This is a genomic window from Pseudomonas putida group bacterium ESBL64 (assembly GCF_045277175.1).
Taxonomy (GTDB): Bacteria; Pseudomonadota; Gammaproteobacteria; order Pseudomonadales; family Pseudomonadaceae; genus Aquipseudomonas; species Aquipseudomonas alloputida.
On record NZ_CP145799.1, the window covers coordinates 400,295 to 420,958 of the forward strand.

At 63.5% G+C, this 20,664-nt stretch carries 13 protein-coding genes; 10 read left to right on the forward strand and 3 right to left on the reverse strand.

The genetic code is table 11. From position 1 onward, the window contains the following. Window positions 1-252: 252 nt before the first annotated feature. The 5 genes from V6093_RS01800 (at window position 253) to V6093_RS01820 (ending at window position 11,484) form a co-directional block, all read left to right on the forward strand. Window positions 253-1,560 (forward strand): MdtA/MuxA family multidrug efflux RND transporter periplasmic adaptor subunit, encoded by a 1,308-nt coding sequence (locus tag V6093_RS01800; RefSeq protein ID WP_003247736.1) that lies wholly within the window; start codon window positions 253-255, stop codon window positions 1,558-1,560. Further along, window positions 1,557-4,655 (forward strand): MdtB/MuxB family multidrug efflux RND transporter permease subunit, encoded by a 3,099-nt coding sequence (locus tag V6093_RS01805; RefSeq protein ID WP_406669685.1) that lies wholly within the window; start codon window positions 1,557-1,559, stop codon window positions 4,653-4,655. The genes V6093_RS01800 and V6093_RS01805 overlap by 4 nt, the downstream gene beginning before the upstream one ends. Next, window positions 4,652-7,759, forward strand: a complete 3,108-nt coding sequence (locus V6093_RS01810; RefSeq protein WP_003247741.1) for an efflux RND transporter permease subunit — start codon at window positions 4,652-4,654, stop codon at window positions 7,757-7,759. Before V6093_RS01805 ends, V6093_RS01810 begins: the two co-directional genes overlap by 4 nt. Further along, window positions 7,756-9,246, forward strand: a complete 1,491-nt coding sequence (locus tag V6093_RS01815) for an efflux transporter outer membrane subunit (protein ID WP_012052084.1) — start codon at window positions 7,756-7,758, stop codon at window positions 9,244-9,246. Before V6093_RS01810 ends, V6093_RS01815 begins: the two co-directional genes overlap by 4 nt. 129 nt (window positions 9,247-9,375) lie before the next feature. Continuing rightward, the gene (locus V6093_RS01820; protein WP_047603889.1) at window positions 9,376-11,484 is read left to right on the forward strand and encodes a bifunctional diguanylate cyclase/phosphodiesterase; all 2,109 of its coding nucleotides are present in this window, start codon (window positions 9,376-9,378) and stop codon (window positions 11,482-11,484) included. A gap of 60 nt (window positions 11,485-11,544) precedes the next feature. Here the strand turns inward: V6093_RS01820 and V6093_RS01825 are convergent, their stop codons facing one another. After that, window positions 11,545-11,805 carry a DUF1652 domain-containing protein gene (locus V6093_RS01825; RefSeq protein ID WP_003247746.1) on the reverse strand — a complete coding sequence of 87 codons (261 nt, stop codon included), beginning with the start codon at window positions 11,803-11,805 and terminating at the stop codon, window positions 11,545-11,547. A gap of 274 nt (window positions 11,806-12,079) precedes the next feature. Then, window positions 12,080-12,727 carry a DUF1345 domain-containing protein gene (locus V6093_RS01830; protein ID WP_003247748.1) on the reverse strand — a complete coding sequence of 216 codons (648 nt, stop codon included), beginning with the start codon at window positions 12,725-12,727 and terminating at the stop codon, window positions 12,080-12,082. A 173-nt stretch (window positions 12,728-12,900) separates the two neighbouring features. Here V6093_RS01830 and pgm point away from each other — a divergent pair, with 173 nt between their 5' ends. From pgm to V6093_RS01850, 4 genes are all read left to right on the forward strand, one after another. Then, window positions 12,901-14,538 carry a phosphoglucomutase (alpha-D-glucose-1,6-bisphosphate-dependent) gene (gene pgm, locus V6093_RS01835; protein WP_406669686.1) on the forward strand — a complete coding sequence of 546 codons (1,638 nt, stop codon included), beginning with the start codon at window positions 12,901-12,903 and terminating at the stop codon, window positions 14,536-14,538. A 78-nt stretch (window positions 14,539-14,616) separates the two neighbouring features. Beyond that, window positions 14,617-15,129, forward strand: coding sequence for a sigma-70 family RNA polymerase sigma factor (locus V6093_RS01840; protein WP_012052087.1), 513 nt, complete (start codon window positions 14,617-14,619; stop codon window positions 15,127-15,129). Continuing rightward, window positions 15,126-16,070, forward strand: a complete 945-nt coding sequence (locus V6093_RS01845; protein ID WP_047603887.1) for a FecR domain-containing protein — start codon at window positions 15,126-15,128, stop codon at window positions 16,068-16,070. Before V6093_RS01840 ends, V6093_RS01845 begins: the two co-directional genes overlap by 4 nt. 67 nt (window positions 16,071-16,137) lie before the next feature. After that, complete coding sequence (locus V6093_RS01850) at window positions 16,138-18,543, forward strand: TonB-dependent siderophore receptor (RefSeq protein ID WP_406669687.1); 2,406 nt, start codon at window positions 16,138-16,140, stop codon at window positions 18,541-18,543. An 80-nt stretch (window positions 18,544-18,623) separates the two neighbouring features. Here V6093_RS01850 and V6093_RS01855 read toward each other — a convergent pair whose 3' ends face one another. Continuing rightward, the gene (locus V6093_RS01855) at window positions 18,624-19,562 is read right to left on the reverse strand and encodes a LysR family transcriptional regulator (RefSeq protein WP_004575289.1); all 939 of its coding nucleotides are present in this window, start codon (window positions 19,560-19,562) and stop codon (window positions 18,624-18,626) included. A 148-nt stretch (window positions 19,563-19,710) separates the two neighbouring features. Here V6093_RS01855 and V6093_RS01860 point away from each other — a divergent pair, with 148 nt between their 5' ends. Continuing rightward, window positions 19,711-20,538: an amidohydrolase gene (locus V6093_RS01860; protein WP_003247759.1), complete on the forward strand. Its 828-nt coding sequence runs from the start codon at window positions 19,711-19,713 to the stop codon at window positions 20,536-20,538. Window positions 20,539-20,664: the final 126 nt, after the last annotated feature.

Sequence of the window (20,664 nt, forward strand, 5' to 3'; positions counted from 1 at the left end):
TGACATCCCCGTAGGAGCGGGTTCACCCGCGAAGGGGCCAGACCAGGCAACCGAACCTTCAGGCCCGCCACCGCTCCAAGCAACACCCTGTAACGGCCCGGAACACGTTCCGGGCCGTTTTCATTTAAAATTCCGCCGCTTGGCAACGTCAGGCAAAGGTAAACCTCTGGTAAAGGCCCTTTGCTAAAACGATGGCAGTGCTTATCGTTCATCCTCCCCAAGTCGTCATTCCGAACAAGGTTCGTTCAACCCATGCAAGCGTCCAATTCCCGTTCCCTTCGTCGCTGGCTCGTCGGCCTGCTGATCCTGCTGCTGGTGGCTGCACTGGCCTGGTGGCTGTGGCCCGCAGCGACGCCTGCGCATAAAGAAGCCAGTGGCATGCGCGGTGGCAAGGGCATGGGCATGATCGGCGGCCGCCCAGGTTTTGGCGGCTCCAGTGACCCGGTACCCGTACGTGTCGTGCCGGTGCGGACAGGCGACTTCCCCCTCTACTACAAAGCCTTGGGCACGGTCACCGCGACCAATACGGTCAATGTGCGCAGCCGCGTGGCTGGCGAACTGGTGAACATCCACTTCAAGGAAGGCCAGCGCGTCAAGGCTGGCGACCTGCTGGCCGAAATCGACCCGCGCCCTTATCGCATCGCCCTGCAGCAGGCCGAAGGCACCTTGGCGCAGAACCAGGCGCAGTTGAAGAATGCTCAGGTCGACCTGGCCCGCTATAAAGGCCTGTACGCCGAAGACAGCATCGCCAAGCAAACCCTGGACACTGCCCAAGCCCAGGTTGCGCAGTTCCAGGGGCTGGTCAAGACCAATCAGGCACAGGTCAACGACGCCCGCCTGAACCTCGATTTCACCCAGATCCGTGCGCCGATCAGTGGCCGTGTGGGCCTGCGCCAGCTCGATCTGGGCAACCTGGTGGCCGCCAACGACACCACCGCGCTGGTGGTGATCACCCAAACCGAGCCGATCAACGTCGCCTTCACCCTGCCGGAAACCGAACTGAGCACTGTGCTGGAGCGCTACCGCAGTGGCGCCAGCCTGCCGGTCGAGGCCTGGGACCGCGGTGACAGCAAGCTGCAGTCCACCGGTGTGCTGGGCAGCATCGACAACCAGATCGACACCACCACCGGCACGCTGAAGTTCAAAGGCCGCTTCGAGAACAAGGACCTGGCCCTGTTCCCCAACCAGTTCGTCAACGTGCGCTTGCTGGCCGACACCCTCAAGCAGGTGGTCATGGCCCCGGCCGCGGCCATCCAGTTTGGCAACGATGGCACCTTTGCCTATGTGGTCAACGAGAAGAGCACCGTCAATGTCCGCAAGCTCAAGGTGGGCGCCAGCGATGGCGAGAACAGCGTCATTCTCGACGGCTTGAAGGCCGGCGATCGCCTGGTGCTGGAAGGCACCGACCGCCTGCGCGAAGGCACCCAGGTGGAAGTGGTCGAAGACAGCTCGCAAGTGCCGACCACCCCGGGCCAGCACCTGCAAGGGCAGGAAACCAAGGGCGCGGCGCAAACAGATGAAGCACAACCTGGCAACACAGCAGGCAAGGCGGGCGCATGAACCTCTCGCGCCTGTTCATCCTGCGCCCGGTCGCCACCACGCTGAGCATGCTGGCCATCGTGCTGGCTGGCCTGATCGCCTACAAGTTGCTGCCGGTTTCCGCCTTGCCGCAGGTGGATTACCCGACCATTCGCGTCATGACCCTGTACCCCGGCGCCAGCCCGCAGGTGATGACCAGCGCTGTCACCGCGCCACTGGAGCGCCAGTTCGGCCAGATGCCGGGCCTGGAACAGATGGCCTCGACCAGTTCTGGCGGCGCGTCGGTGCTGACCTTGCGTTTCAACCTCGACATGAACATGGACGTTGCCGAGCAGCAGGTGCAGGCCGCGATCAACGCCGCCAGCAACTTGTTGCCCAGTGACCTGCCGGCACCGCCGGTGTACAACAAGGTCAACCCGGCCGACACCCCGGTGCTGACCCTGGCCATCTCCAGCAAGACCATGCCGCTGCCCAAGCTCAACGACCTGGTCGATACCCGCGTGGCGCAAAAGCTGGCGCAAATCAGCGGCGTGGGCATGGTCAGCATTGCCGGTGGCCAGCGCCAAGCGGTACGCATCAAGGTCAACGTCGACGCCCTGGCGGCCAATGGCTTGAATCTGGATGACGTGCGCACGCTGATCGGTGCCTCCAACGTCAACCAGCCCAAAGGCAACTTCGACGGCCCGACCCGGGTGTCGATGCTCGATGCCAACGACCAGCTGCGTTCTCCCGAGGAATACGCCAACCTGATCCTGGCCTACAACAACGGTGCGCCGCTGCGCCTGAAAGATGTGGCCGAAATCGTCGACGGCGCCGAGAACGAGCGGCTGGCCGCCTGGGCGAACGAGAACCATGCTGTGCTGCTGAACATCCAGCGTCAGCCGGGCGCCAACGTGATCGAAGTGGTCGACCGCATCAAGGACCTGCTGCCGTCGATCACCGACAACCTGCCGGCCGGCCTCGATGTCTCGGTGCTGACCGACCGCACCCAGACCATTCGTGCCGCGGTCAAGGACGTGCAGCACGAACTGCTGATCGCCATCGTTCTGGTGGTGATGGTCACCTTCGTCTTCTTGCGCCGCTTCAGCGCCACCCTCATTCCGTCGATTGCCGTGCCACTGTCGCTGATCGGGACGTTCGGGGTCATGTACCTGGCCGGGTTCTCGGTCAACAACCTGACACTCATGGCCCTGACCATCGCCACCGGCTTTGTGGTCGATGATGCCATCGTCATGCTGGAGAACATCTCCCGGCATATCGAAGAGGGCGAGACGCCCATGCAGGCGGCGCTCAAGGGTGCCAGGCAGATTGGCTTCACCCTGATTTCGCTGACCTTCTCGCTGATTGCGGTCCTTATCCCGTTGCTGTTCATGGCGGACGTGGTCGGTCGCCTGTTCCGCGAGTTCGCCATCACGCTGGCAGTCGCCATTCTGATTTCCCTGGTGGTGTCCCTGACCCTGACACCGATGATGTGCGCGCGTCTGCTCAAGCGCGAGCCCAAGGAAGAAGAACAAGGCCGCTTCTACCGTGCCAGTGGCGCCTGGATCGACTGGCTGATCAAGCACTACGGCAGCGCCCTGCAGTGGGTGCTCAAGCATCAGCCGCTGACCTTGCTGGTGGCGGTGGCCAGCCTGGTGCTCACGGTGTTCCTGTACATGGTCGTGCCCAAGGGCTTCTTCCCGGTGCAGGACACGGGGGTGATCCAGGGTATTTCCGAAGCGCCGCAGTCCACCTCGTTCGCCGCCATGAGCGAACGTCAGCAGGCCCTGAGCAAGGTCATCCTGCAAGACCCGGCCGTGCAAAGCCTGTCGTCCTACATTGGCGTAGACGGCGACAACGCCACGCTCAACAGTGGTCGCCTGCTGATCAACCTCAAGCCCCACGGCGAGCGCGATGTCAGCGCCAGCGAAGTGATCAGCCGCCTGCAGCCGCAGGTCGACCGGCTGGTGGGCATCCGCCTGTTCATGCAGCCGGTGCAAGACCTGAGCATCGAGGACCGGGTCAGCCGGACCCAGTATCAGTTCAGCCTGTCGTCGCCGGACGCCGACCTGCTGGCGCAGTGGAGTGGCAAGCTGGTGCAGGCGCTGCAGCAGCGCCCGGAACTGGCCGATGTGGCCAGCGACCTACAGGACAAGGGCTTGCAGGTGTACCTGGTCATCGACCGTGACATGGCCAGCCGCCTGGGGATCAGCGTGTCGCAGATCACCAATGCCCTGTACGACGCCTTCGGCCAGCGGCAGATCTCGACCATCTACACTCAGGCCAGCCAGTACCGCGTGGTGTTGCAGTCCAAGGACGCCGCCACGATCGGCCCGCAGGCGCTGGAGTCGATCCACGTCAAGGCCACCGATGGCGGCCAGGTGCGCCTTTCGGCGCTGGCGCGGATCGAGCAGCGTCAAGCCCAGCTGGCTATTTCTCACATCGGCCAGTTCCCGGCAGTGACCTTGTCGTTCAACCTGGCTCACGGCGCGTCGCTGGGCGAAGCCGTGCAGGTGATCGAGCAGGTGCAGCAGGACATCGGCATGCCGCTGGGTGTGCAAACCCGCTTCCAGGGTGCCGCCGAGGCCTTCCAGGCATCGTTGTCGAGCACCTTGCTGCTGATTCTGGCGGCGGTGGTGACCATGTACATCGTGCTGGGGGTGCTGTACGAAAGCTACATACACCCGATCACCATCCTCTCGACCCTGCCGTCAGCGGCGGTCGGCGCCTTGCTGGCCTTGCTCATCAGCGGTAACGACCTGGGCATGATCGCCATCATCGGCATCATCCTGCTGATCGGTATCGTCAAGAAGAACGCAATCATGATGATCGACTTCGCCCTGGAGGCCGAGCGCCATCAGGGCATGAGCCCGCGCGATGCCATCTACCAGGCGGCACTGCTGCGCTTCCGGCCGATCCTGATGACCACCCTGGCCGCGCTGTTTGGTGCGGTGCCGCTGATGCTTGCCACCGGTTCCGGTGCCGAGCTGCGCCAGCCACTGGGCCTGGTGATGGTCGGCGGGTTGCTGGTCAGCCAGGTGCTGACGCTGTTCACCACCCCGGTCATCTACCTGTACTTCGATCGCCTGGCCCGCCGCCTGCGCCCGGCCATTGACGTGAAGCAGGCCCAGGCATGAACCTGTCCGGGCCTTTCATCCGTCGCCCGGTGGCGACCATGCTGTTGAGCCTGGCAATCATGCTGCTGGGTGGGGTCAGCTTTGGCTTGCTACCGGTGGCGCCACTGCCGCAAATGGACTTCCCGGTGATCGTGGTGTCGGCGAACCTCTCTGGTGCCAGCCCCGAGGTCATGGCGTCCACCGTGGCCACACCGCTGGAACGCAAGCTGGGCAGCATCGCCGGCGTCACCACGCTCACCAGCAGCTCCAACCAGGGGTCGACACGGGTAATCATCGGCTTCGAGATGGGCCGTGACATCGATGGCGCAGCCCGTGAGGTGCAAGCGGCGATCAACGCTACCCGCAACCTGCTGCCCAGTGGCATGCGTAGCATGCCCACCTACAAGAAGATCAACCCGTCGCAGGCGCCGATCATGGTGCTGTCACTGACTTCGGATGTGTTGCAGAAGGGCCAGCTGTATGACCTGGCCGACACCATCCTTTCACAGAGCCTGGCTCAGGTATCGGGGGTAGGGGAGGTGCAGATCGGCGGCAGTTCGCTGCCTGCCGTGCGCATTGCCGTCGAGCCGCAACTGCTCAACCAGTACAACCTGTCGCTGGACGAAGTGCGCACCGCCGTGTCCAACGCCAACCAGCGCCGGCCCATGGGCTTTGTCGAGGACACCGAGCGCAACTGGCAGGTGCGGGCCAACGACCAGCTGGAAAGTGCCAAGGATTACGAGCCGGTGGTGATTCGCCAGCAGAACGGCACCATTCTGCGCCTGTCTGACGTGGCGACGGTCACCGACGGCGTTGAAAACCGTTACAACAGCGGCTTCTTCAACGACCAGGCAGCGGTGTTGCTGGTGGTCAACCGCCAGAGCGGCGCCAACATCATCGAAACGGTCGACCAGATCAAGGCGCAGCTACCGGCATTGCAGTCGTTGCTGCCCGCCAGCGTGCAACTGAACGTGGCCATGGACCGCTCGCCCGTGATCAAGGCCACCCTCAAAGAGGCCGAGCACACCCTGCTGATCGCCGTGGTGCTGGTGATCCTGGTGGTCTACCTGTTCCTCGGCAGCCTGCGCGCCTCGCTGATCCCCAGCCTGGCGGTGCCGGTATCGCTGGTGGGTACGTTCGCAGTCATGTACGTGTGCGGTTTCTCGCTCAACAACCTGTCGCTGATGGCGCTGATCCTTGCCACCGGGCTGGTGGTGGACGATGCCATCGTGGTGCTGGAAAACATCTCCAGGCACATCGAGAACGGCCAGCCACCGATGAAGGCGGCCTTCCTGGGGGCCAAGGAGGTGGGCTTCACCTTGCTGTCGATGAACGTGTCGCTGGTGGCGGTGTTCGTCTCCATCCTGTTCATGGGCGGCATCGTGCGCAACCTGTTCCAGGAGTTTTCCATCACCCTGGCGGCGGCGATCATCGTCTCGCTGGTGGTGTCGCTCACCCTTACACCGATGCTCTGCGCCCGCTGGCTCAAGCCGCACCAGGCCCAGCAGACACGCCTGCAGCGCTGGAGCGACAAGCTGCATCAGCGCATGGTTGCTGCCTATGACCGCAGCCTGGGCTGGGCCCTGCGCCACAAGCGCCTGACCCTGCTCAGCCTGTTGGCCACCATCGGCATCAACATCGCCCTGTACGTGGTGGTGCCCAAGACGCTGATACCCCAGCAGGATACCGGCCAGTTGATGGGCTTCATCCGGGGTGACGACGGCCTGTCGTTCACGGTGATGCAGCCGAAGATGGAAATCTACCGCCGCGCCTTGCTGGCCGACCCGGCAGTACAGAGCGTTGCCGGTTTCATCGGTGGCAACAGCGGTACCAACAACGCCATGGTGCTGGTGCGCCTGAAACCGATCAGCGAGCGCAAGATCGATGCGCAGAAGGTGATCGAACGCCTGCGCAAGGAGCTGCCCAAAGTGCCCGGCGGGCGCCTGTTCCTGATGGCCGACCAGGACCTGCAACTGGGTGGCGGTGGGCGTGACCAGACCTCCTCTCAGTACCTGTATACCCTGCAAAGTGGCGACCTGGCGGCGTTGCGCGAATGGTTCCCCAAGGTGGTCGCGGCGCTGCGTGCACTGCCTGAGCTGACCGCCATTGACGCCCGCGATGGTGCCGGTACCCAACAGGTGACGCTGGTGGTCGACCGTGACCAGGCCAAGCGCCTGGGCATCGACATGGACATGGTCACCGCAGTACTGAACAACGCCTACAGCCAGCGGCAGATCTCCACCATCTACGACAGCCTCAACCAGTACCAGGTGGTGCTCGAGATCAACCCGAAATACGCCTGGGACCCGAGCACGCTGGAGCAAGTGCAGGTGATCACCGCCGACGGCGCCCGGGTGCCGCTGTCGACCATCGCCCACTACGAGAACAGCCTGGCCAACGACCGGGTCAGCCACGAAGGCCAGTTCGCCTCGGAAGACATCGCCTTCGACGTCGCCGAGGGCTACAGCCCCGATCAGGCCATGGCGGCACTGGAGCGCGCGGTGGCCAAACTGGGGCTGCCCGAGGAGGTGATTGCCAAGCTCGGCGGCACTGCCGATGCCTTTGCCCAGACCCAGCAGGGCCAGCCATTCATGATCCTTGGCGCACTGCTGCTGGTGTACCTGGTGCTGGGCATTCTGTATGAAAGCTACATTCACCCGCTGACCATTCTCTCGACACTGCCTTCGGCGGGCGTCGGGGCCTTGCTGGCGCTGTACGTCACCGGTGGCGAGTTCAGCCTGATCTCGTTGCTGGGGCTGTTCCTGTTGATTGGGGTGGTGAAAAAGAATGCCATCCTGATGATCGACCTGGCCTTGCAGCTGGAGCGCCATCAGGGCTTTTCGCCGGAAGAGTCGATCCGCCGGGCCTGCCTGCTGCGCCTGCGGCCGATCCTGATGACCACCCTGGCAGCGATCCTTGGCGCATTGCCGTTGCTGCTGAGCCAGGCTGAAGGCGCAGAAATGCGTCAGCCGCTGGGCCTGACCATCATCGGTGGCCTGGTGTTCAGCCAGATCCTCACCCTTTATACGACGCCGGTGGTTTACCTGTACCTGGACCGCCTGCGCCACCGTTTCAACCGTTGGCGCGGCGTGCGCACCGACGCCGCCCTGGAAACCCCGCTATGACTTTTGCCCAGACCCCACTTCACCGTGCCCTGCAGGCACTGACCCGTGGCCGTGGCTCGCGCCTGCTTGGTGCCGGGTTGTGCGTGGCCTTGCTCAGTGCCTGTACCCTGAGCCCGGACTACCACCGCCCCGAGCTGAACAGCACGGCGGCGCAGTTCAAGCATGCCGAAGGTTGGACCCAGGCCTCGCCGTCCGACGCCATCGCCCGTGGCGCCTGGTGGGAAATCTACGGTGATGCCGGGCTCAACGCGCTGGTCGAAGAGCTTAACCGCAGCAACCAGACCGTGGCGCAATCAGAAGCCCAGTACCGCCAGGCCCAGGCGCTGGTGCGCAGCAGCCGTGCGGCGCTGTTCCCCAGCCTGGACCTGAGCGCCAGCAAGAACCGTTCGGCGCAGGGCACCGGCAGCTCCAGTTCCAGCCTGTCCAATAACAGCAGCGGCATTCGCAACACCTACAACGCGCAGTTGGGCGTGAGCTGGGAGATCGACCTGTGGGGCAAGCTGCGCGAAACCCTGAATGCCAACGAGGCCAGTGCCGAAGCGAGTTTCGCCGACCTTGCGTCGATCCGCTTGAGCCAACAGTCGGAGCTGGTGCAGAACTACCTGCAATTGCGGGTGATTGATGAGCAGAAGCGCTTGCTGGAAGCCACCGTGGCGGCTTATGAGCGCTCGCTGCGAATGAACGAAAACCAGTACCGCGCCGGTGTCGCCGGCCCGGATGCCGTGGCCCAGGCCCGTACGCAGCTCAAAAGCACCCAGGCTGACTTGATTGACCTGATCTGGCAGCGTGCGCAGTTCGAAAACGCCATCGCCGTGCTGCTGGGCAAGACGCCTGCCGACTTCGCCCTGGCCGACAGCAAGGCGATTCCCGCGTTGCCGCAAATACCGGTTTCGCTGCCTTCGCAGCTGCTGGAGCGGCGCCCGGACATCGCGGCAGCCGAACGCAACGTGATGGCGGCCAACGCCAACATCGGGGTGTCGCGGGCAGCCTACTTCCCGGACCTCAGCCTGAGCATGAGTGGTGGTTATTCCAGCAGCAGCTTCAGCAACTGGATCGAGTTGCCCAACCGCTACTGGTCGGTAGGCCCGCAGTTGGCGCTGACCCTGTTCGACGCCGGCAAACGCAGCGCCGAGGTCGACCGCACGGTGGCCGTGTATGACCAGACGGTGGCGCAGTACCGCCAGACCGTGCTGGACGGCTTCAAGGAAGTGGAAAACCTGCTGGTTCAACTGAAGGTGTATGGCGATGAAGCCGTGGTGCGCCAAGAGGCGCTTGACGCCGCCCGTGAGTCGTTGCGCCTGACCGAAAACCAGTACCGTGCCGGGCTGATCGGCTATCTGGATGTGGTCAACGTGCAAACCACGGCGCTGAGCAACGAGCGCAGTGTGCTGAACCTGCTGCAAGGGCGCCTGGTGGCCAGTGTGCAACTGGTGGCTGCGTTGGGCGGCGGCTGGGATGCAGAGCAGGCGTTTGCCGAGCAGAATTGACCAAACGCAGAGGGGTAGGCTGCGGTTATTGGATCCATTCCCATTCGCAAAAACCCCGTGCGTTTCGCTTAAGCTTGAGTACAATCGTCAGCTTTTGTCGGGCCCCCTGTCCCGGCGCTGGAACTCTCAATGCTGACCGGTAGCTACTCCTCTTCGCTGGTGTTGATTTCGCTGTGCGTGGCAATCCTGGCATCCTATACCGCCCTTGACCTGACCGGCCGCATCGCCACGGCCAAGGGCCGCGCTGCCTGCCTGTGGATGGGCGGCGGTGCGTTGGCCATGGGCATCGGCGTGTGGTCGATGCACTTCATTGGCATGCTTGCCTTCAGCTTGCCCATCGACTTGGGGTACGACCTGGCCCTGACCGCGTTCTCGCTGCTGATCGCTGTGCTGTCCTCGGGCTTTGCCTTGTGGCTGGTCAGTCAGCCGAGCCTGCCAGCGCTGCAGTTGGGGTTCGGCGCGCTGATCATGGGCGCCGGTATCGCCTGCATGCACTACACCGGCATGGCCGCGCTGCGCATGCTGCCAGGCATCGATTACGACCCGACGTTGTTCGGTGCTTCGCTGCTGATTGCCGTAGGCGCCTCGGCGGCGGCATTGTGGATTGCCTTCCGCCTGCGCACACACACACCCTATATACGGCAGATCCGCGGTCTGGCGGCGGTGGTCATGGGCGTTGCCATCGTGGGCATGCATTACACCGGCATGGCAGCGGCAAACTTCCCCGAGGGCAGCTTCTGCGGCGCGCTGGGGGGCGGGTTGCAGGGGGACAGCCTTGTTTACCTGGTGCTGATCACCACGCTGGCAGTACTGGCAGTGGCTTTGCTGACTTCGGTGCTGGACGCGCGTCTCGAGGCGCGTACTGCCGAGTTGGCCCGTTCGCTGACCTTGGCCAACCAGGAACTGACCCAACTGGCCTTGCACGACACCCTCACCGATCTGCCCAACCGTACCCTGCTGGCGGACCGCATCGAACAGGCCATTGCCAAAGTGGCGGAGCAGGGCGGTTGTTTTGCCCTGATGTTCATTGATCTGGACGGCTTCAAACCCGTCAACGATGCCTTTGGCCATCATATCGGTGACCTTCTGCTCAAAGCGGTGGCGGCCCGCCTGCGCGGCCACCTGCACAGCCAGGACACGCTGGCACGGATTGGCGGCGACGAATTCGTGCTGCTGGTGGAACTGCAGGAGCCGAACGATGCCATGGACGTGGCGGTCAAGCAGGTCAACCTGGTGTCCCGGCCTTTCCGCGTCGCCGAGCACGACCTGCAACTGTCGGCGAGCCTGGGCATCGTCCTGTATCCGGGCAACGGCCAGGACCAGCATGAGCTGCTGCGTAACGCCGACGCTGCCATGTACCATGCCAAGAGCGCCGGCAAGAACGGTTACAGCTTCTTCGATGTGTCGATGAACAGCAATGCGCGCCAGCAGTTGCAGCTGTTGCAGGACTTGCGCCTGGCGCTGGAGCAGCGCCAGTTCCGCTTGCATTACCAGCCCAAGTTCGACGCCCAGGCCTGCCAACCGATCGGTGCCGAAGCGTTGCTGCGCTGGGAGCACCCGCAGCAGGGCCTGCTGCTGCCTGACCGCTTCATCGGCCTGGCAGAAAAGACCGGCCTGATCATCCCCATTGGTGAGTGGGTACTCACTGAGGCCTGCCGTCAGATGCGTCAGTGGCTGGACCAGGGGCACCATGGCTGGCGCATGGCGGTGAACCTGTCGGCCATCCAGTTCTGCCATGCCGGTCTGGTCGACAGCGTGGCCCGCGCCCTGCAGCAGAACGGCTTGCCAGCCAACTGCCTGACACTGGAAATTACCGAAACCACCGCCATGCACGATGCCGATGCCAGCCTGACCGTGCTGCAGCGCCTGTCCGACATGGGCGTGGACTTGTCCATTGATGACTTTGGTACGGGCTATTCCAGTCTGATGTACCTCAAGCGCCTGCCAGCCAACGAGCTGAAAATCGACCGCGGTTTCGTACGTGACCTGGAGCAGGACAGTGACGATGCGGCGATTGTTTCGGCAATTGTCGCACTGGGCCAGGCGTTAGGCCTGCGTATCGTTGCCGAGGGGGTTGAAACCGACAAGCAGCAGGACTTCCTGACCCGTCTGGGGTGTGATTCGTTGCAGGGCTACCTGCTGGGCCAGCCCGTGCCGGCCGAGCAGTTTATGAGCAAGTTGCAGGCCATGGGCCCGGAACTCACTGCTGCGGGCCAGTCGCTGTATGAAAAGCCTTGATACTTGGTAAGGCTGTTTTCAACGCAGCATGAACAAGTATCAAGGCTTTTCGTACAGAGCCTAGACTGCATCGCGCAAGGTAAAGGCGGGAATGAAGGCATCCATTTCCGCCTCGACGGCCTCGATGATGCGCTCTACATCGGCGGCGGCCATGATCGCTGCACAGGGGATGCCCGCAATCGCCAGCAGGGTTTCACCGCTGGCGCGGTCGAACAGCCGCGCGACCATGCTGCGTGGCGCATCCATGCTGGCCTCGAAACCCAACGGATGGAAATGCCAGCGCATCACCTGGCAGGCGTTGGGGAACGTCATCTTGTTCATGCCAGCCTCCTTGTCCGTACCTGGACGTGATGAGCGGGTGGCCACATCGATGCGGCCGCCGGGAAACTAAAGATAGCACCTGCTACGCGCGATTTTCGGTTGCAAGTACGACAAATGTGCGAATGCATGACAGCGGTCACACCCTTGTCATGGGCGCAGTGGGGCGGCTGGCTGCATGGCAAACGTTTTCCCGGCCGCAAGGTGCCAGGTAACCATCGGGTTTGGTGACTTTCGCTGACGTTCGACCCGCAGTTTTTTCAGACGAGCGGCTTGGTTAACCCAGCAACCCGGCGGCAATGTTGATAGTGAACCCCAGAATCGCCGTATTGAACACGAAGCCCACCAACGAATGCGCCAGCACTACCCGCCGCAACCCACGCCCGGCGACACCCACGTCTGAGGTTTGCACCGCCACGCTGATGGTGAACGAGAAGTAGTGGAAGTCCCAGTAATCCGGGTTGCGCTCGCCATCAGCGAAGCGCAGTGGGGGTTCGTGGTTTTGCCCGGTGTAGAACAGGCGGGCGTAGTGCAGGGTGAATATGCAGCCGATCAGCAGCCAGGAACCGGCGACGGTCAGGCCCGTGTAGAGATAGTGCACGGCCAGGGCCGTGCCTTGCAGGCCGCGGCTGGAGACCAGTTGCAGGGTGACCGCGGCAAGGCTGGCGATGGCGGCGATGCACACGGTCAGCAGGACCAGGCCGGCGTTCTCGTCTTCGACGCCGGCGACTTTGCGGACCTTTTCCGGGCTGGCTGTCCAGCTCAGGTAGAGCACCAGCAGCAGGTACAGCCACACCCCCAGGTTCCAGCCAGCGAGGATGTGCTGCACGGTATCACCGGCGGGGATCAGCCAGGCGCCAGCGAGGCCGACTGCAGCGGCGAGGCTCAGGCGGGGGTGTGTGCGGGTCAGGCGATGGAAAGCCATGGGGCCTCGTTCACAAGGGGTATGGCTTGTACTCTAGACCGTCATAGGGTTGGGTGGGAGGCGCAATACCCTGCAGGGCCTGGGGTTTCTTTGAGTCCCCCATCGCACGGCATTGCAACTCTCAGTACACTGCACGTTCCAACACCAACATCCGTTGAACTCGAGGTTTTTGCATGACGCTCAGTCCTTTGGCAGGCAAGCCGGCTCCGGCCAGCGTGCTGGTCGATATTCCCCGGCTGCTTACCGCCTATTACACGGGCCGCCCAGACGCTGCCGTGGCGGCCCAGCGCGTGGCCTTCGGCACCTCGGGGCACCGGGGCAGTTCGCTTGAATTGAGTTTCAACGAGTATCACGTCCTGGCCATTAGCCAGGCGATTTGCCTGTACCGCCAGGAAAAAGGCATCGATGGCCCGCTGTTCATCGGCGCCGATACCCACGCCCTGTCAGCGCCGGCGACCGCCAGCGCCCTGGAAGTGCTGGCCGCCAACGGCGTGCAGGTGATGCTGTCCAAGGATGACGAATACACGCCGACGCCGGCGGTTTCCCACGCCATCCTCTGCCACAACCGTGGCCGCACGCAGGGCCTGGCTGACGGTATTGTCATCACCCCGTCGCACAACCCGCCGCAAAGCGGTGGCTTCAAGTACAACCCGCCCAACGGTGGCCCGGCCGACAGCGACGTGACCAAGTGGATCGAGGGCAAGGCCAACGAGCTGCTGGCGGCTAACCTGGCGGGCGTCAAGCGCATGGACCATGCCCAGGCGCTGCAGGCGCCGACCACCCACCGCCACGATTACGTCAGCAACTATGTGGCCGACCTGGAAAACGTCATCGATTTCGATGTCATCCGTGGCGCCGGGTTGCGCCTGGGCGTCGACCCGCTGGGCGGGGCAGGGGTACGCTACTGGTCGGCCATTGCCAAGTACTACCAGCTGGACCTGGAAGTGGTGAACACCGAGGTCGACCCGACCTTCCGCTTCATGACCGTCGACTGGGACGGCCAGATCCGCATGGACCCTTCCTCACCATATGCCATGCAGGGCCTGATAGGCCTGCGCGAGCGCTTTGACGTGGCCTTCGCCTGCGACCCGGACCACGACCGCCACGGCATCGTCACCCCTGACGGCCTGCTGCAACCCAACAACTACCTCGCCGTGGCCATCGACTACCTGTTCCGCCACCGCCCGCAGTGGCGCACCGACGCCGCCGTGGGCAAGACCGTGGTCTCCAGCGGCCTGATCGACCGCGTTACCCAACGCCTGGGCCGCGATCTGTATGAGGTGCCGGTGGGCTTCAAGTTCTTCGCCCAGGGCCTGTTCGACGGTTCGCTCGGTTTTGGTGGCGAAGAAAGTGCAGGGGCTTCGTTCCTGCGTCGCGATGGCTCGGTGTGGGCCACCGACAAGGACGGGTTGATCCCGGCCTTGCTGGCCGCCGAAATGACCGCCCGTACCGGGCGTAACCCGAGCCAGGCTTATGCCGACCTGACCGACGCGCTGGGCAAGCCGTTCGCCACCCGTGTCGAGGCCAAGGCCGATGCGCGGCAGAAGGCGTTGCTGAGCAAGCTGGCGCCGGAGCAGGTGAAGTCGACCGAACTGGCCGGTGAGCCGATCGTGCAGATCCTCAGCCACGCCCCAGGCAATGGCCAGGCGATTGGCGGGCTTAAGGTGATGACGGCCAATGGCTGGTTCGCCGCGCGCCCGTCGGGTACTGAAGACATCTACAAGATCTACGCTGAAAGCTTCATCGACGAGGCGCATTTGCAGCGTCTGGTGCAGGAAGCACAAGTGCTGGTCGATGAAGCAATTGCCTGACCGGTAACAAACCGCTTGGTTCTGTGGCGTGATGTAAATTAGAATTAATCTTATTTACTCCGCCGCAGGACCCTCCTCATGATCGACGCCGCGCCGCCACCGGAGCCTGGCCTGCCTGCCCTGTACCGGGAGCATCGCGGCTGGCTTGAAACCTGGCTGCGCCGGCGTATGGGCAATGCCTGGGATGCCGCCGACCTCAGTCAGGATACTTTTTTGCGCATTCTGGCCAGCGCCCAGCCGCTGGCAGACATACGCGAACCGCGTGCCTACCTGCTGACCGTGGGCAAGCGTTTGCTCAGCAACTTCCACCAGCGCCGTAGCCTGGAGCAGGCCTACCTTGATGCCTTGGCGCAGTTGCCCGAGCAACATGTGCCGTCGCCAGAACAGCGCTGGGTACTGCTCGAAACCCTACAAGCACTGGATGAATTGCTCGACGGCCTCAAGCCGCCGATACGCAAGGCCTTTCTCTGGAGCCAGCTGGAAGGCTTGGGCTACGCCGAGATTGGCCAGCGCCTGGGCGTCTGCCAGCGCTCGGTGAAACGCTACATGGCGCAGGCTTACGAACATTGCCTGTTGGCCGAGTTGCAATGAGCCCCCACCCCCCAGAAACCCGCGAGGCGCTGCGTGCTGCAGCCCGTTGGCTGGCATTACTGGATTCTGGCGACGCAAGCGAATCTGACCTGCAGCGTCTGGCGCAATGGCGCGCCAGCAGTCACCTGCACGAAGACGCCTGGCAAAAGGCATCGCTGCTGCGAGCGCGGTTTGCCGGGTTGCCCGGCGCATTGGCGATGGCCGCCCTGGATCGTCCGGATGCCGGTCGTCGGGCATTGCTCAAACAAGCCCTGGGTGTGACGGCGTTGTTGCCGGTGGCCTGGCTGGTGAGCCGTGAGCTGCCGCTGGATGCCTGGACCGCCGACATGCGCACCGCGGTAGGAGAGCGCAGGCAGGCACTGCTGAGCGACGGCACCTTGTTGCAGTTGAACACCGACAGTGCGGTCGATATCGAGCTGGGTGCAGGCCGCGTGGCACTGCTGCGCGGTGAAGTGGCCGTCAGCGTGCCCGCTAACCTGAGCCTCACCTTGCAGGTGCCTTACGGCCGGGTGGTGCTCAGTGAGGGCGAGGCGTGCCTGCGCCTGCTTGATGAGGCCTGCCGGGTGTCGGCGATCAAGGGGGCGGTCAGCCTGCAGCCGTTGCGGGGTCCAGCCGTGATGCTACAGGCCGGCCAACAGGCCAGTTTGCAGGCGGCCGGCGTTGGCCCTGTCAAAGCGTTCGACGCATGGCAACTGGGCTGGCGCGAAGGTGCGCTACGGCTGGACGACCGCCCGCTGGGCGAGTTGCTGCACGAACTGCGCAGGTATCGCCCCGGCGTACTGCGCTGGGCACCAGAACTGGAGCGCTTGCGTGTTACCGGCACGTTCCGCCTTGACGACACCGACCGGGTGTTGGCCCTGCTCGCCGCCAGCCTGCCGTTGCAAGTGCAGACCCGCACGCGTTATTGGGTGAGCCTGACCGCACGAGAAAATCGAGCATGAGACTGTCCCCTTTTTTTCACTCGCCGGTCATTACCGGTAGGAGAAAATAAAAGGGGAGCCTTGTTCAATGCCTGCAGTAAAAACTTGCCGCCTGCGCCCACTGGCGCGCGCAGCACATCCATTGTTCGCGATGAGCCTGCTGTTGTGTGCACCCGCCTGGGCCGATGAGCCGGCCCGGCGTACGTTCCAGGTGGCGCCAGCCAGCCTGGGTGCCGCTTTGACCCATTTCGCCGACCAGGCCGGTGTCAGCCTTTCGCTGGACCCGGCATTGGTAGAGGGCCGGCAAAGTAACGGCTTGTCCGGTCGTTACAGTGTCGATGAAGGCTTCAACCAGTTGCTGCGCAGTAGCGGCCTGCAGGCGCTACCAGTGGGTGAGGGGGCCTTCACCCTGATGCCAGCCCCCCAGGCCAGTGGCGCGCTGGAAATCGCCCCCACCCGCATCGTCGGCGGCCTGGCCGCAGGCAACGAAGCGCAGCCGTATGCCGGTGGCCAAGTGGCACGCCAAGGGGCACAAGGTTTGCTCGGTTCGCGCGACTTCATGGAAACCCCGTTCAGCATCACCAGCTACACCAGCGACCTGGTCAAGAACCAACAGGCGCGCACCTTGGGCGAGCTGATTGCCAGTGACCCTTCAGTGCGTGCTACCAACCCGGCGGGCGGGCGTTTCGAGCAGTTCACCATTCGCGGCTTCAGCCTGTTCAACAGTGATGTGGCCTACAACGGTCTTTATGGCATCTTGCCGACGTATTCGATCGACATGGAAATGGCCGACCGGGTCGACATCATCAAAGGCCCCAGCCAGTTGATCAATGGCATATCGCCGCGTGGCAGCGTGGGCGGCGGTATCAATGTGCAGCCCAAGCGAGCCGCTGACAAGCCGATCACCGAATTCACCGGCAGCTACGCCTCGGCCGGCCAGGCTGGCGGCGCCGTGGACATCGGCCGTCGCTTTGGTGAAGGCCAGCAGTTCGGCTTGCGCTTCAATGGGGTGAAGCAGGCCGGTGATACCGAATGGGACCACCAGCGCGTCGACCGCGAAATGGCGGTGCTGGGCCTGGATTTTCGAGGCGAGCGCCTGCGTCTCTCGGCAGACCTTGGCCACACCGAGCGCGATACCGACGCCCCGCAGGAACGTGTGCTGGTCGGTGCCAATGCCAAGGTGCCCAATGCCAATGACGTACGCCACAACTACGCCCAGGCCTGGAGCAAGGCGCGTACCAACGACACCTTCGGTGCGCTGAACGCCGAGTACGATATCAGCGAATCGCTGCTGGCCTATGGTGCGGTCGGTGCGCGCAAGAGCAACCACGACTTCCTGCGCCATAATGTGTCGATCACCAACGATGCTGGCGACTTCACCGTGCAGCCGCGTGACTTTACCCGGGACGAGTCGGTGCGCACCGCCATGGCCGGTTTACGTCACTGGTTCCATACCGGGCCGGTCAGCCACGCGCTGAACCTGGCCGCCACCTATTACTACATGGACTTCACCAACGGCGGGGCGCGCTATGCCGCGGCGCCGAGCAACCTCTACAACCCGGTGGCCGCACCGACACCCGGTACGCCAACCCGCCTCGACCCCGAGGTCTACACGGAAAACCGCTTCTCCGGCGTGGCCCTGGCCGACACCCTTGGCTTTTTTGACGACCGCCTGCTGTTGACCCTGGGTGCGCGCTGGCAACGGGTGCAGGTGGATGACTGGAGCGACGGCGTCAAAGGCGATACGGGCTATGACGAAGAAAAAGTCTCGCCTTCTGGGGGCGTATTGCTCAAGGTCACCGACCAGCTCTCGTTGTATGCCAACTACATGGAGGGCCTGAGCCAAGGCAAGATCGCCCCCTCGACCTCGATCAACGAAGACCAGATCTTCCCGCCGTTCACCAGCCGCCAGATCGAGGTGGGGGCCAAGTACGACCTCGGCCAGGTGGCCTTTACTGCCAGCGCCTTCCGCATTCGCCAGCCGGCCTACGAGACCAACCCCGCTTCGCGGGTGTTCGGCCCCAATGGCAAGCGTGACAACCGCGGCATCGAGCTGAGTGTGTTCGGTGAGCCGGTGCAGGGCGTGCGGGTGTTGGGTGGGGTGATGTATATCGACAGCGAGCTGACCGACACCGTCGGCGGTGCCTACGATGGCAACCGTGCGCCGGCCACGCCCGAATACAACGTCAATCTGGGGGCTGAATGGGACGTGCCAGGGGTGAACGGCCTGACCTTCACAGCGCGCGGCATTCACTCCAGCTCGCAGTACCTGGACCAGAACAACAGCAAACGCATCGATGGCTGGGAGCGTTATGACGTGGGTGCACGTTATGCCTTCAAGGTGGACGCCACCGAGGTTACCTTGCGGGCCAGTGTCGAGAATGTGCTCGATGATCGCTACTGGAGCTCGGCAGGGGCGTCGGATGACAGTGAGCCGGGGTTGACCCTGTCCACCCCGCGGACCTATCTGCTCTCGGCCACGGTCGGCTTTTAAACCGAACCCTTGTATACCTACCCAGCGGGAGCGGGTGCGACCGGGAATCAGGCGACTCGGTGGGGCAGTTGCGTAGATGATCAGCCCGGCGCAAGCGCCCGCCCCAGCTTCTGCGCCTGCCCCTGCAACACCCGCATCAACTGCAGCGCTGCATGCGAGGGCGGCTCGAAGCGCGAATAGACGAAGCTGATATCGAAGTGAATCTCATCGGCCAACGGCACCACCGCGAGCCCGCTGTCCTGTGCAACGAACTCGTCGATCACGCTGATGCCCATGCCTTGCTTGACCAACGCCACAGCCTCGTTGGCATTGGTGAACGACAACAGTGATTTCAGCTGTAGCCCGCGGCGCCCGATGTGTTCGGCCAACAGCTCGCCAAACGGCATGTCGGGCCGGAACAGCAGCAACGCATGGCCCTCCAGCTGCTGCAAGGTCAGCGCGGGCTGACCGGCCAAAGGGTGACCCGGCGGCATCACCACTACCATGCGTCCACGCATGAACGCTTGCGAATGCAGGTGGTCGTGCACCACCGGCAGGGCGGCGATCGACAGGTCGACCTTCTTCGACAAGATCTGATTGGGCATTTCGCCCATCAACGAGGTTTGCCACTCGATATTCAGTGACGGTGATTCACGCTTGAGCTGGGCCAGGGCCATCGGGATCACCACCGTGGACAACGATGCACTGCACGAGATACGCAACTTGCGCTGGCCGCCAGCGCCCAGCGCGAGGGCGCATTCGTTGACCTGCAACGCTGCCTGGTACACCCGCTCGACCTCGCGAAACAGCACCTGCGCTTCGGCCGTCGGCACCAGGCGGTTGTTGACGCGCTCGAACAGCGGGTAGGCCAGGCGCGCTTCGATGTACTGGATCAACTTGCTCACCGCCGGCTGCGACACATACAGCAATTTGGCCGCCGCGCTGATAGAGCCCGTCAGCATCACCGCCCTGAACACTTCCATGTGCCGCAGCTTGAACACCATGGGGCTTGCGTCTGCGCCTTCGTTGCCAAGCAGCATGTGTATTACCTTCGGTTATGGTTTTCGCCATCTGGGTATGAGCGTCAAAGCCGGCCACACAGTATCGTGAACCCCAGCCTAACCGCCCTTGCGGCGCACAATAACAAGATCTGCAGACAAGCGCAGTAGCGCTTGACGGGAGTGCTGCGTGAACATATTTGACGAAGCGAAGATCGATTGCCATAACCATTTGTTTGACCCCGCCCGTTTCCCCTATCACCCCGATGCACCCTATGCGCCCTCCGGCCAGGAGGTCGCCACGCAGGCGCAGTTCACCCGGGTGATGGAGGCTTACGGCGTGCAACATGCCTTGCTGGTGGGCCCCAACAGCGGCTACCACACCGACAACCGCTGCCTGCTGCATGCCTTGGCCAGCGGGCAGGGGCGGTTCAAGGGGGTGGCGGTGGTCAAGGCGGACATCAACCTCGACGCGCTGGCGGCGTTACAGGCGCAAGGCGTGGTGGGTATCGCCTTCAACCCCGCGCTTTACGGGGTAGCCAGCCTCAAGGGCGTTGACGGGCTGTTCGGCAAGCTCGCCGAGCTTGGCATGTTCGCCCAGCTGCAGGTGTGTGACGACCAGTTGCTGGACCTGCACGGCCTGCTGCAAGGCTCGCAGGCTCGTCTGTTGATTGACCATTGCGGCCGCCCGGATGTCGCTGCCGGTGTGCAGCAAGCCGGCTTCCAGGCGTTGCTGCGGCTGGCCGACAGCGGCCGCGCCTGCGTGAAGCTGTCAGGCATGCAGAAGTTTGCCGCAGCGGATGCCTTGTTCGAACAGAGCAGTGCATACGTGCAGGCCCTGCTCGAAGCCTTTGGCGCCCAAGCCTGTGTGTGGGGTTCGGACTGGCCGTTCATTCGCCAGCCCGCGCGGGTGGACTACGGCCCGCTGCTGAAGTTGGCCGAGCGCCTGATGCCGGATGCCCGGCTGCGCCGCACAGTGATGTGGGACACCCCTCGGCGATTGTTCGGGTTTGCCTAGCCCCTCCGTTGTGTGCCCTTCCAACAACAAGCGCGCAATCCTGATGAACACTGAACAGAACACCCGTCCCGGGCGGCATCCTCCATGGCCTGGAGGATCGTCTCGGCTAGCGCCCCAAAAGGCATG